This is a genomic window from Lentzea sp. NPDC004789 (genome assembly GCF_053601075.1).
The window spans coordinates 84,968-98,328 of the sequence record NZ_JBSGBE010000023.1; the positions used below are offsets into that span (position 1 = coordinate 84,968).

A 13,361-nucleotide genomic window follows, 5' to 3' on the forward strand; every position below is an offset into this window, starting at 1 on the left:
CTTCCCCGACGCCGGCCCAAGACTTCCACACCGCCGGACGCGAGGAGGGCTTATCGGCCGGAGCCGCCCGAACGGCCGAGTGCCTGGGCCGTCCGGGTCAGGACTCGAGCAGGCCCGCGAACGTCCTGGCGAACAGGTAGGCGTCGCCCGGCCACCGCGCCGACACGTAGTTGCCGTCGCGCACGACGAACGCGGGCGTGTCGTCGGTCGCCGTGCCGCGCCGCGACAGCTCGACCGGACCGCGCTCGAACGCCGCCCCGCTCGCGACGACCTCGTCCTGCACGTACGCGGGATACGTGCGGTAGTAGCGGCCACGCCGCCACGCCGTGAGGAAGTAGGCGGACCGTTCGAGGTACTTCGGCAGGCACGTCGTCCGGCGTCCGGCGAGCAGGCCGGCCCGCGCCAGGACGAGGACGCCGTGGCAGATCGCGCCCACCGGCCGGTCCAGCGCCCAGAACGCGGAGACCTTGTCCCGCAGCACGGCGGAACCGAGGTACTGGCGCATCCCGGGAGCGTGTCCGCCCGGCAGGACGAGCCCGTCGAACGACGCCGCTTCGACCGCCTCCCACGCGATCGGCGCGCGGAACTCCGGCGCCTCGGTGAGCTGCGCGTAGAACCGCTTCGGCTCCGGCTCGGCGCCGAGCTGTCCGAAGAGGACACCGGTGAGCAGCAACGGGTCGGCCTGCGGCGCGGCCCCGCCGCGCTCGGTCGCGAAGACGACCTCGTGCCCGGCGTCGGTCAGCAGGCGCCACGGCACGGCGACCTCGGTGACGTCGAAGTCGCGGTCGGGCAGCGGCATCAGGATTCGCACGGACGGGATTCTGCACGACAGAGCCGGTCCGAGGGCCGATGCCTCCGAACGCAGTCTTGACCGCCAGAGCCCGCATCTGGATTCTGGGAGCGCTCCCAGAGGCCTTCACGAGGACGTGATGCGCATGCAACGCCGCCGGCTCCTTCTGGTCATCACGCTCGTCGCGGCCTGCCTGCCAGGCGTCGCGTCCGCGGAGCCCGACGCAACGGTCGTGGTCAACGCACGGGCGGGACTGGCCACCGTGCCGGACACCGGGCTCGGCGTGAACCACGCGATCTGGGACAGCCAGCTCGGCACGAACGCGGTGTCCGACCTGCTCGGCGACGCCGGCGTGCGGATGATGCGCTACCCCGGCGGGTCCTACGGCGACATCTACCACTGGAAGGACCACACGGCGCCCGGTGGTTACGTCGCGCCGAACACGGACTTCGACACGTTCATGGCGGGCGTGCGCAGGGCCAAGGCCCAGCCCATCATCATCGCGAACTACGGCACCGGCACGCCGCAGGAAGCCGCCGACTGGGTGCGCTCGGCCAACGTCGACAAGGGCTACGGCGTCAAGTACTGGGAGATCGGCAACGAGCTGTACGGCAACGGCCACTACGGCGCCAACTGGGAAGCCGACGACCATCCCGACAAGAGCCCGGCCGGCTACGCGCGGGAGACCGTCGAGTACGCCAAGGCGATGAAGGCGGCCGACCCGACGATCAAGGTGGGCGCGGTGCTCACCACGCCCGCGAACTGGCCGGACGCGATCGTCGGCAGCGGTGACGCGGCGAACTGGAACCAGACCGTGCTGTCGATCGCGGGCCCGTACGTGGACTTCGTCATCGTGCACTGGTACCCGGACTCGATCGCGAGCGCGGAGCAGGTGCCGGACCTGATGTACCTGCTGCGCCAGCAGATCAGCCGGTTCGCCGGGCCGGACTCCGGGCGCCTCGGCATCGCCGTGACCGAGCTGAACGCCACGTACGGCCGCAACACCCAGCCCGGCGCGCTGTTCGCCGCCGAGGCCTACACCTCGTTGCTGGAGAACGGCGTCTTCAACGTCGACTGGTGGAACGTCCACAACGGACCCGGCAAGGCGTCCACAGTGGCCGGTCAGCCCGACTACGACGACTTCGGCCTGCTCTCCAGCGCCGGATGCCTGTCCGACGGCGTCTGCGAACCGCCGTTGAACACGCCGTTCGCGCCGTACCACGCGTTGCGGATGCTGAGCCTGTTCGCGCGTCCCGGCGACCAGCTGATCCGCGCGGGTTCCGCCTCCACGGTGCGGGCGCACGCGGCCCGGCGGCCCAACGGTGACCTCGCCGTGCTGCTGCTCAACACCGACCCGGACAACGCGCGCACGGTCACCATCGACTACGCCGGTTACACGCCGACCGCGGACGCGCCGACCGTGCACACGTTCACCAACGGTGCGGCCGCGATCACGACGTCGGTCGAAGGCAGCGCGCGCAGCCGCACGTTGCCGCCGTACTCGATCACCACGCTCGTCCTGCACTCGACGGCCGCGAACCACCCCGCCGCACCGGGACAACCGGTGCTGGGCGCGGTCACCGACCGGACCGCGACGGTCACCTGGCCCGCCGTTCCCGGTGTGGTGAAGTACGAGCTGCACCGCCAGCTCGGCGCGGTCAGCGAGCAGTGGGGCGAGACGCCCGGCACGTCGTTCACCGCCGGGAACCTCAACCCCGGCAGCCGGTACACGGTCAACGTGCTGGCGCGGGACGCCGCCGGTGCGGTGTCGTGGTCCTCTCCCCCGCTGACGATCACCACCGCCGGCCCGGCGTCGAACAGCTGCGCGGTCCGGCTGTCCGACGTGAGCGACTGGAGCAGCGGGTTCGTGGGCTCGGTCGACGTCACCAACACCGGCACGCAACCCCTCGACGGATGGACGCTGGCGTTCGACTGGCCCACGAGCCGCCAGAAGGTGAACTCCGGCTGGAACGGGACGTGGACCCAGAACGGCACCACGGTCACCGTCACCGGATCACCCCGCATCGAGCCGAACGCGACCGTCAGCGTCGGGTTCGTCGGCGCCTACACCGGGCCGAACATCCCGCCGGGGGTCTTCACCCTGAACGGAACGCCCTGCCGCACCCAGACCGGTTGAACCACCGGAAAGTCCCGTCGACGAGGACGGAGAACCTCACCACATGAAATCGCAACCCCCACGCCTGCTCGCCGCCGCCCTGCTCACGGCGCTCACCGCGTCGATGTTCCCGGCAGCGGGCACCGCAGAGGCTGCGGAGTACGAACGCGTGCTCAACGGGAAGTTCGACAGCGGCGCCGCCGATCCCTGGTGGAGCAGCGCCGGTGTGACCAACCGGGTGACCGGTGGCGAGCTCTGCGCCGCCGTCACCGGAGGAACGACCAACCCGTGGGACGCCCTGGTCGGCCAGAACGGCGTGCCGTTCGAGAGCGGGCAGTCCTACACCTTCTCGTTCGACGCGCACGCCACCACCGCGCAGACCATCGCCGCCGCGGCGGGCGAGAGCGTGAGCCCCTACCGCGGGATCGCCAAGCAGGACTTCGCGATCACCACGGCGAAGCAGCACTTCACGTTCACCTTCACGTCCACTTTGGACTTCCCGGACGCCGGCAACGGCCAGGTCGCCTTCCAGCTGGGCGGTCAGGCCGCGGACAACACGATCTGCGTGGACAACGTCTCGCTGGTCGGCGGGGTCAAGCCGCCCGGCGGCGTGACCCCCAACCCCACCAAGAAGGTCCAGGTCGACCTGGTGGCGTACGTGCCGGGCCTGCCCAAGCGCGCGACGCTGGTCTCCACCGCCACGACGCCGCAACCGTGGACGCTCAAGAACTCCGCGGGCGCGACGGTCGCCACCGGCCAGACCACGCCCAAGGGCGCGGACGCGGCGTCCGGCGACTCGGTGCACCTGATCGACTTCTCGTCGTTCGACACGCCGGGCACCGGCTACACGCTGTCCGTCGGCGCCGACAGCAGCTTCCCGTTCGACATCTCCGCCGACCCGATCAAGAAGCTGCGCTACGACTCGCTGGCGTTCTTCTACCACCAGCGCAGCGGAATCCCGATCGACGCGCAGTACGTCGGCACCGAGTACGCGCGCCCCGCAGGCCACGTCAACGTCGCGCCCAACCAGGGCGACAACAACGTGCCGTGCCGCGCGGACCTCGCGTGCGGCTACACGCTGGACGTGCGCGGCGGCTGGTACGACGCGGGCGACCAGGGCAAGTACGTCGTCAACGGCGGCATCGCGGCCTGGCAGCTGCTCAACTCCTACGAGCGCGCGGTGCGCGTCGGCGACGCCTCGGCGTTCCGCGACGGCACGCTCGCCATCCCGGAGAAGGCCAACGGCGTGCCCGACCTGCTCGACGAGGCCCGCTGGGAGGTCGACTTCCTGCTGAAGATGCAGGCACCGGACGGCATGGCGCACCACAAGGTGCACGACGCCGCCTGGACGGCCCTGCCCACCCGGCCGGAACTGGACGACCAGCCGCGCCGGCTGTCCGCGACCAGCACCGCCGCGACGCTGAACCTGGCCGCCGTGGCCGCGCAGGCGTCCCGGCTCTGGCGCGGCATCGACGCCGCGTACTCCGCCAAGCTGCTCGCGGCCGCCCGCAAGGCCTACGCGGCGGCCAAGGCGAACCCGAACAAGCTCGCCGACCCCAACGACAACGTCGGCGGCGGCGCGTACGACGACAAGACCGTGACGGACGAGTTCTACTGGGCCGCCGCGGAGCTGTACGCGACCACCGGCGACACCGCCTACCGCGCCGACGTGACCTCCTCGCCGCACTACAAGGCGGCGAGCCTCACCAGGGCGGGCTTCTACTGGGGCGGCACGGCACCGCTGGGTGACATCACGCTGGCCCTCGTCCCGAACGGCCTGCCCGCCGCGGACGTCGCGGCGATCAAGTCCGCGTTCGCCACCGTGGCGGACCAGCACCTGACCGCCATGGCGCAGATGGGCTACGCCACGCCGTACGACAACAGCAACGACGGCTACGTGTGGGGCTCGAACTCCACGGTCCTCAACAACGCCCAGGTGCTCGCGCTGGCGTACGACTTCACCGGCACCGCCAAGTACCGCGACGGCGTGTTCGAGGCGCTGCACTACCTCCTCGGCCGCAACCCGCTGAGCACCTCGTACGTGGCGGGCTACGGCGACCAGGCCGTGCACAACGTGCACCACCGGTTCTGGGCGCACCAGAACGACGCGACCCTGCCGATGGCACCGCCCGGCGCGTTGTCCGGCGGCCCGAACAGCGCCCTGCAGGACCCGGTGACGCAGCGGTTGCTCGTCGGCTGCCCGCAGCAGAAGTGCTGGGTGGACGACATCGGCGCCTACTCGGTCAACGAGGTGGCGGTGAACTGGAACTCCGCACTGGCCTGGGTTTCCGGCTGGGCGGCGGAGAAGTCCGGCAAGTCCACGCCTGCATCGGACTGCTCGGTCGGCTACGACGCCAACAAGTGGCAGGGCGGGCTGTCGGCGCACGTGACGCTCACCAACACCGGCACCACCGCGTGGACCTCGTGGAAGCTCGGGTTCGCGTTCCCCGGCACCCAGCGGATCACCACCGGGTGGTCGGCGAACTGGAGCCAGAACGGGAAGGACGTGACGGCGACCAACATGCCGTGGAACGGGGCGGTCGAGCCCGGCAAGTCCGTCTACATCGGATTCAACGCGTCCGGGGGCGGGGCTGACCCGAGCGCGTTCACGATCAACGGGAAGGCCTGCAAGACCGGCTGACCGAGGTCCTCGCCGACGGCGAGGGTGAGGCCGGCCGGCCGAGCTCTCCGCCGACGGCGAGGCCGCGAGGTCGGCTGTCCGAGGTGGTGGGTGCCTGGCCGCACAGGCATCCGCCACCTCACCCCTCGGCCAGCCGCTCCCGCACCACCGCGGCCTCCTGCATGCCCAACTCGTCGTAGATCACCAAAGCCGCGGCCCACAACCGGCGCGCCTCGGCCACCGCCCCCGTGCGTTCCCGCACGGCCGCCATCCCGTCCAGCGACCAGGCCTCCTGCTCGCGGTCGGAGATCTCCCGCGCCTGCCCCAGCGCCCGCTCGTGGCACACCAGCGCCTCACCGAACCGGCCCGCCGCACGGGCCGCACGACCGCGGCCGTTCAGGGCGGCGCACTCCAGCTGCCGGTCGCCGAGCTTCGCGGCGAGCGCCTCGGCCTGCTGGTGCAGGTCGGCCGCCTCCCGGTACCGGCCCATGCGTTCGTGGGCGGTGCCGAGGTCGATGAGCACCTCCGTCTCGCCGACGGGGTCGCCGATCTCCCGGAACACCGTGATCGCCTGGCCGTGGTGTTCCAGGGCTTCGGCGTGGCGGCCCCGGCGCGAGCAGATCCGGCCGAGTTCCGTGTGCGCCACCGACTCGGCCGCGCGGTCGCCGACTTCGTGCAGGATGTGCAGGGCGCGCTGGTGGTGTTCGTAGGCCTCGTCCAGGCGTCCCTGGCTCTGCAGCGCGGCGCCGAGGTCGTTGAGGATGCGGCCCTGCCCGACCCGTTTGCCGATCTCCGCGTAGATCTCGGCCGCCTGCCGGTAGCACTCCACGGCCTCGTCGCGGTTGCCCAGGCCGTACTGCACCTGTCCGATGCTGGCCAGTGCCACGGCTTCCTGGCCGCGGTCGCCCGTCTGCCGGCCCAGGGTCAGCGCCTGGCCGTAGGTGGCGAGGGCGTCGTGGTAGCGGCGGAGGCGGCTTTCGTGGTGGCCCAGCTCCTGCAGGGTCCTGGCCTCGCCCGGCTGGTCGCCGAGCCGCCGGAACAGCCGCAGCGCCTGCCGGTAGTGCTCCTCGGCCTCGCTGTACGCGCCGGAACGGGCGTGCGCGCGCCCGAGGTCCAGCAGGGCGCGGGCCCGGTCGCCGGAGTCCTCCGCCTCCGCGAGTGCGCGCTGGTGCACCGAGAACGCGTCGGTGTTGTGGTAGCCGACGCTCAGGTGCCCCGCGATCGCCTGAGCGAGCCGGACGGCGTGCTCACCGGACGCCGTGCGGGTGATCGCGACGAGGGTGGCCCGTTCGGTGTCCAGCCAGGTCTTCGCGGCGGCCGCCGTGAGCTGCGAACCACCGCCACGCGGCTGCGCGTCCGGGTACAGGACGTCCATGGCGTCCACGGCGCCGGTCAGGTAGTGCTCGTAGAGGTTCTTCAACGCGGCCTGGCGGTCGGGCTCGGTGAGCCGCTGCTCGGCGCGCTCCCCGGCGAAGACGTGCAGGAGGTCGTGCATGGCCCAGCGGCCCGTGCCCGACCGCTCGACGAGATGGGCGCCGTGCAGGACCTCCAGCAGCGGCAGGGCGTCCTCGCCGGCCAGCGCGGTGACGGCGGCGGTGTCGGTGTCGCGGCCGGGATGCAGGCCCAGCAACCAGAACAGCCGCTTGGCCGGTGCCGGCAGGTGCCGTTCGGACCAGGAGAACACGGCGCGCACCGCGGTGTCGGCGTCGGCACCGGCCTCCAGGCTGTCCAGCCGCCTGCGCTCGTCGGCGAGGTCGTCGAGGCCCACGCGGCCGCGGCGCGCGACGAGCTCCGCGGCGATGCGCAGCGCCAGGGGAAGCCGGGCGCACTGCTCGGCGAGGCCGTCGAGCTCCACCGGGGTGGCCACCCGGTCACCGATCAGCAGCCGGAGCAGGGCGACCGCCTCCGCGAGGCCGAGCACGTCCAGCCCGACGCGGCCCGCACCGTCGCGCGCCACCAGTCCGATGAGGTCGTCGCGGCTCGTGACCACGACGGTGCTGCCCGGCCCGGACGGCAGCAGCGGGCGGACATGTGCGGCGTCGCGCGCGTTGTCGAGCACCACGAGGATCCGCCTGCCCGCGGTCAGGCTCCGGAAGAGCGCGATCTGGGCCTGCGGGGAGTCCGGGATCTGATCCGGGGTGGCGCCCAGGGCGGTCAGGAACCCGTGCAGCGCCTCCTCCGGCGGCAGCGCGCCCGCGGGGTCGAAGCCGCGCAGGTTGACGTAGAGCTGCCCGTCGGGGAACCGGTCGGCGACTTCATGCGCCCAGCGCACGGCCAGCGCCGTCTTGCCGACACCTGCCGTGCCGCAGACCGCGACCACGGCGACCGTGCCCTCTCTCGCGGCGGCGACGGCGTCGAGGGCCGCGAGCTCGGCCTGCCGTCCGGTGAATCCCGCGACCACGGGCGGCAGCTGCGCCGGACGCGGAGCGACGGCCGCGGCCAGCAGCCGGGTGTCGTGCGCGAGGACCGCTTCCTGGATGCCCGTGAGCACCGGTGACGGTTCCACGCCGGCGTGCTCGACGAGCCCGCGCCGCGCCCGCTGGAACGCCTCCAGGGCGTCGGACTGGCGGCCCGCGCGGTACAGGGCCGTCATCAGCTGTCCCCACAGCCGTTCGTTGCCGGGATGGGCGGCCGTGAGGTCCGTCAGCTCGGTGACCAGCTCCGCTCCCGCCCCGGCGGCCAGGTCGGCGTCGACCCGGTCCTGCACGGCGCCGAGACGCAGGCCGTCGAGCCGGATCCGCTCCGCCTCCAGCGCGGCGATCCCGTCGAACTCGTGGTACGCCGTCCCCCGCCACAACCCCAGCGCGGCGGTCAACCGCTCGTGCGCGAGCGGGATCGCGCCGTCCGCCAGCGCCGCGTGCCCCTCGCGGGCGAGCCGCTGGAACCGGACCGCGTCGACGACGTCCGGCTCCAGCAGCACGTACCCCGGTGCGCGGGTGACGATCAGGTCGGCCAGCGGCCCCACGCCCCGGCGCAGCCGGGAGGCGTAGGTGCGGACGGTCCGTTCCGCGTCGGACGGCGGCACCGGCCCCCACAGCTGCGACACGAACATCGCCACGCTCACCGGCCGGCCCGCGTACGCGGCGAGCAGCGCGAGCATCGCCCGCAACCGCGGCCCGCCGGGATCCAGCAGGGTGCCGCCCGCCTCGACCTCGAGCGGCCCCAGTACTCCGAGCACGACGCCAGGCGTCGCCTGCCCCGCCATCCAGTCCCTGTTCCACCGCACCGAGAAGACCTGCCGGTCCGCCAGACCCCTCGCTGTCGCTGGCGCACCGGTGATCGTAGCGGTGTGGTGAAACCCGTTGCGGCACAGGCTGATTCGCCCAGCAACCGTGCTCCGGTCGGCGCAGTACGTGCCGTCGTGCGGCCCTGCTGGGGTCAGGGCCGCACGACGGTCCCCCTCCGCCGGTCAGACCGGGAAGACGCCGAACGCCATCGCGGTCGTGGCCATCCGCTTTCTCATTGGACACCTCCGTGAGCAGGACCCCGTGCCGTTCGCGGCGTCCTGCTCACCATGGCGGGACCCGTCGACAATCCGTCGACAGTCCTCCGACGCGCCCGCTCACTCCGAGGTGAAGCGCCCCTTGACCGTGAAGGCACCACCGATGCCGACGTACGTGTCGGCACGGGCGTCGCGCTTGCCGGCGGCGTGGTTGTACTGACCGGCGAAGGTGTGCACCCCTTCCGGCACCGCGTGGCCCGGCTTGAGCTCCCACCGGTAGACCACCGCGCCGTCGGCCTCCTTCACGGTGACCGTGAAGTCGTCGGCGGGCAGCGTCTGCCATTGGCCGGTGGTGCGCACACCGCCCGTCTGCACGACCCGCAACTCCAGGCTGAACGCGGTGAGCCGCTGGGTGGTCTTGAGGACGACCCTGCTCTGCGCCCAGTTGGGGTGGGTCTGCAGATCGACGAAGCCCACCGACGACAACGGTCCGTCCGTGACCGGCTTGCCGCTGAGCGGGGCCGGGTCGGTGACCGGCGGCGGGCTGCTCGTCGACGTGCCCTCCGGCTGCGTCTGCGCGGGCGGCGCGACCGGCTGGCCGGTGGTGCTGACGGACGGCGCGGAGCTCGTGGTCGCGCTCGACGGCCCGGACGTCGGGATCGTCCCGGGGTCCGTGGGCGGCGCGGTGTGGACGATGGCGGCCACGGCGAGGCCCGCGGTCGCCAGCGCGCTCGCCGCGGCGAGCCCGGCGAACGTCACCCTGGTCCAGGACCTCGCGATGCCCGGCTTCGGGGTGGCCACGTCGGCGCTCGCCATGCCGCGCCGCACCCGTTCCAGGATCCGGGCGCGATCCGGCTGGTAGGCGTCGGCGGCCTGGTGCAACCGCCTGCTGATCTCGTCGTTCACCGGGTCCCCCTTCCCGTCATGACGTCGCCCGCCCCGCGCGCCCCGAGGACGCGTTCCAGCTCGGCCATCGCCTTCGAGGTCTGGCTCTTCACCGCGCCCACCGAGATCCCCAGTGCCTCCGCGGTGTCCTTTTCGGACAGGTCGAACGCGTGCCGCAGGATCACGCAGGCCCGCTTGCGGAACGGCAACCGGTCCAGCGCCGCCCGCACGTCCACCACGGCCGCCATGTCGGGACCGTGCGTCTGCTGCGGGCCGCGCGAGAAGAACAGCGCGATCCGCCGCCGTTCCCGCGTCGCGCTGCGGATGCGTTCCTTGGCCAGGTTCGCCACCACTCCGCGGGCGTACGCCAGCGGGTGCTCCGCCGCGCTCAGCCGGTCCCACCGCTGCCACAGCGCGACCAGCGCGTCCGCGGCCAGGTCGTCGGCGGCCTCGGCCTGCCCGGTCAGCAACCAGGCGAAGCGGGCCAGCTCGGCGTGGTGGCGTTCGAAGAAGTCGTGGAACTCCGCCGATCTGTGGTCGACGACCATGTTTTTCGGTTGCCCTCTCCCTGCCACGCCCTCATCGGGCGGCAATGTACCTGCTGCTGCGGTGGGCCGGACGGCCGCGGCCCGGGGCATGGGCCGCGGCCGTCCGGTGATCAGGACGGGTCTCCGTAGAGGACACCGCGGCCGTTGCTGCCGACGTAGACGCGGCCGAACACGTCGGGGTCACCGGTGATGACCCCGCCGACGCTGCCGCCGAACTGGCTGAGGTCGTCGTTGATCCGCGTCCAGGTGCTCCCGGCGTCGACGGACCGGAAGATCCCGGTCACGCCCTTCACCGTGCCGATCAGGTAGAGGGCCTGGTAGCGGGCACCGGGGGCGGCCTTGCCGAAGCCGACGGCGTCGGCGGACCGCACGCTGCCGACCTTGGTGAAGCTCACGCCGCCGTCGGTGGAGTGCGAGAGCCCGTCGTGGCCGGCGAGCCACAGGTCACCGGCGGCACCGGGAGCGACCTTGAGCCGTCCGGCACCCAGTCCGCGGGCGCGGGCGCTGAAGCTCTTGCCACCGTCGGTGCTCGCGAACACCGTGTTGCCGCTGAGCGCGTAGAAGGTGCCTGCCGCGGCACGGTCGGCCAGCACGGCGGTGCCCGCCGGCAGACCGGAGGACGCCTGCCACGACCTGCCCAGGTCGGTGGAGAAGTACGGCACCTGCCCGGCCGCCGTCCACACCACGGTGCCGCCGTCGGCCGAGACCGCCACGGTGCCGCCGCCCGCGGCGCTCACCGGAGCCGCGAGGAACGGCTTCCAGGTGGCGCCGCCGTCGGCCGAGTAGGCGCCGCGCTCCTCGCCGCTGTAGCCGACGCGGACCACGACGTTCGGCTTGGCCTGCGCGAAGTCGATGCCGGTGGTGTTGCTGAAGCGCGGTCCGGACGAGGCACCGACCGGCACCTTCGTCAGGTCGTCGTGACGGAACCCGCCGACGTCGCCCAGGGCGCTGACCAGCTTGCCGCCCGGCGGCGAGATCAGGCCGAGCACCGCCGTCTCCTCCAGCCCCTTGACCGGGATCGACCAGTGCGTCGGACGGCCGCCGTCGGCCTCGGTGACGTCCTTGCTGGCCCACAGGCCCGATCCGGTGCCGTAGATCGCGTGCCCGGAGTCGAACGGGTCGATGGCCAGGGCGCCCATCCAGTGACCGATGCCGGTGCCGACGTACGGCGCTCCGGACGCGTCACGGACGGCCGAGCCGCCCAGCGCCTTCCAGGTGGCGCCGCCGTCGTTGGAGCGGAACAGCTCGTCCGACGGCCACCAGCGGTCGAGGGTCGTGACCATCACCGTGGACGGGCGCTGCGGGTCCACGGCCAGTCCCGCGAAGCCGAAACCGTTGCCCGGCATCGGCGAGATGTCCTTCCACGCGCCGTTGGACGGCGTGAGCTTCCAGACCGAGCCCGCCGTCACCCCGTTGGGGCCGGGCACGTTGGTGTAGGTCACGTAGAACGAGCCGTCCCCGGCCAGCACGCCGTGGTGCGGCAGCGAGCCGGTGGGCTGGCCGGGCACGGCGGCCCAGGTGGCACCGCCGTCGGTGGAGCGGTACAGCGAGGTGGACCTGTCCGCGGCACCCACGTAGATCGTCCTGCTGCCGGCCGGTCCGAAGGTCACGAAGGGCAGGCCGGTGCCGCTGCTGCCGCCGTCCTTGACGGGGAACGACGACACCTGGCTCCACGTCACGCCGTAGTCGGTGCTGCGCCACAGCCCGTTCTCGCGGGTGCCCAGGTAGAGCGTGCCGTTGTTCGCCGGGTCGATCGCGAGCCGCTCGCCCGCGGACCGGCCGTCCTCGTTGCTGCCCAGCTTGAACGGCAGGTCGGTGCGCTGGAACGTCCTGCCCTGGTCGGTGGACCGCAGAAGTGCGGCGTTGCCCGCCCACTCGTTGGTGTAGGTGCCGGTCGCGAGGTAGAGGCGGTCGGGGTCGACCGGATCGGTGGCCACGCTCTCGATGCCGAGCGTGTTCCAGTCCGCGGCCCAGTCGGTCAGCGGCACCCACTGCCCGGCACGGGCGTCCCAGCGGTAGGCGCCGCCCATGTCGGTGCGCGCGTACAGCAGGTCCTTGCGGCTCGGGTTGAACACGAAGCCGGTGATGAAGCCACCGCCCGCGATCTGCACGTTGCGCCAGTTGTACGGGCCGGAACCGGTCGCGGGAGGAGGCGGTGCCTGAGGCGTGCCGGACGTGGTCGGCGCGGGCCTCGTCGCGGCGGCCGCCGCGGGAGCGGCCGGCGTCGCCGGCCTCTCCGCCTTCGCGACCTTCCACCGCTGTTCGGCGCCGCCGCGGTCGTCGGCCTGGACGACCGCCTGGCCGTCGGCACCGTCGGTCACGCTCAGGACCTTGCCGGTGCTGCGCGAGACGATCTTCACGTCCCCCTCGCCCGCGTCGGCGAGCTTCCACTGCTGGTACTCGGCCCCGACGTCGGACTGCTGCTCGACGTTGGCCTGCGCGGTCGTGCCCCTGGGCACGCCCAGGACCTTCCTGCTGTTGTTGTTGACCAGCTGGTGGTAACCGCCGTCGACCGGCTTGAGCCGCCACTGCTGGCTCGCGGCGTCCGGGCTGCGCCTCTCCTGCTGGATCCGGACGCCGTCGGCGTTGTCCGCCCCGGCCACGTCCAGCGCGTTTCCGCTGCGTGCCGACACGAACTGGTAGTAAGCGGCGGCGTCGACCGCCACCGGCTCCTCGTCGCTGAACACCACACCCAGGCAGGACCCGACCAGCACCGACGCCCCCAGCGCGGCGCCGATCACCGTCCAGCGCCTGCGTGTCCGCGGCTCCTCGCCACCGCGCCGACCCGCGGTGGACTTGGTCTTGCTCATGGCAGCGCTCCTCTATCGTTCTCGCGTCTGCCCCCGAGTTGCCGCCGGTCGCGGATAAGGTTGCCGCGGGTTTCAAGAAATTCTGTGAGCGCTAACAGGGCATTACCTGGCGTTACCGAGATGTCACTTGACTGGTCCATTGTTAGCGAT

The 13,361-nt window shown here is 72.4% G+C and carries 7 protein-coding genes; 2 read left to right on the forward strand and 5 right to left on the reverse strand.

Translation table 11 applies throughout. The features are described from left to right. Nucleotides 1–97 precede the first annotated feature (97 nt). Nucleotides 98–811 carry a type 1 glutamine amidotransferase domain-containing protein gene (locus ACWEIJ_RS38155; RefSeq protein ID WP_449842142.1) on the reverse strand — a complete coding sequence of 238 codons (714 nt, stop codon included), beginning with the start codon at nt 809–811 and terminating at the stop codon, nt 98–100. A gap of 118 nt (nt 812–929) precedes the next feature. Between ACWEIJ_RS38155 and ACWEIJ_RS38160 the strand changes: the two genes are divergently transcribed. Beyond that, nucleotides 930–2,927 (forward strand): cellulose binding domain-containing protein, encoded by a 1,998-nt coding sequence (locus ACWEIJ_RS38160; protein WP_449842143.1) that lies wholly within the window; start codon nt 930–932, stop codon nt 2,925–2,927. 43 nt (nt 2,928–2,970) lie between these two features. Beyond that, entirely contained in the window at nt 2,971–5,547 is a 2,577-nt protein-coding gene (locus ACWEIJ_RS38165) for a glycoside hydrolase family 9 protein (RefSeq protein ID WP_449842144.1), read from the forward strand. A 118-nt stretch (nt 5,548–5,665) separates the two neighbouring features. Here ACWEIJ_RS38165 and ACWEIJ_RS38170 read toward each other — a convergent pair whose 3' ends face one another. The 4 genes from ACWEIJ_RS38170 to ACWEIJ_RS38185 form a co-directional block, all read right to left on the reverse strand. Further along, nucleotides 5,666–8,752 carry a tetratricopeptide repeat protein gene (locus ACWEIJ_RS38170; protein ID WP_449842145.1) on the reverse strand — a complete coding sequence of 1,029 codons (3,087 nt, stop codon included), beginning with the start codon at nt 8,750–8,752 and terminating at the stop codon, nt 5,666–5,668. A 336-nt stretch (nt 8,753–9,088) separates the two neighbouring features. Next, nucleotides 9,089–9,874, reverse strand: coding sequence for a hypothetical protein (locus ACWEIJ_RS38175; protein ID WP_449842146.1), 786 nt, complete (start codon nt 9,872–9,874; stop codon nt 9,089–9,091). Continuing rightward, nucleotides 9,871–10,401: a SigE family RNA polymerase sigma factor gene (locus ACWEIJ_RS38180; RefSeq protein ID WP_449842147.1), complete on the reverse strand. Its 531-nt coding sequence runs from the start codon at nt 10,399–10,401 to the stop codon at nt 9,871–9,873. The genes ACWEIJ_RS38175 and ACWEIJ_RS38180 overlap by 4 nt, the downstream gene beginning before the upstream one ends. 110 nt (nt 10,402–10,511) lie before the next feature. Then, a complete protein-coding gene (locus ACWEIJ_RS38185; protein WP_449842148.1) occupies nt 10,512–13,211 on the reverse strand; it encodes an RICIN domain-containing protein in 2,700 nt (899 codons plus the stop codon). Between the last annotated feature and the right edge of the window lie 150 nt (nt 13,212–13,361).

What these genes read in the sequence shown, in the direction of transcription:
- ACWEIJ_RS38160 (WP_449842143.1), top strand. Translation starts at nt 930, where the DNA reads ATGCGCATGCAACGCCGCCGGCTCCTTCTGGTCATCACGCTCGTCGCG.
- ACWEIJ_RS38165 (WP_449842144.1), top strand. Translation starts at nt 2,971, where the DNA reads ATGAAATCGCAACCCCCACGCCTGCTCGCCGCCGCCCTGCTCACGGCG.
- ACWEIJ_RS38180 (WP_449842147.1), bottom strand. Translation starts at nt 10,401, where the DNA reads ATGGTCGTCGACCACAGATCGGCGGAGTTCCACGACTTCTTCGAACGC.
- ACWEIJ_RS38185 (WP_449842148.1), bottom strand. Translation starts at nt 13,211, where the DNA reads ATGAGCAAGACCAAGTCCACCGCGGGTCGGCGCGGTGGCGAGGAGCCG.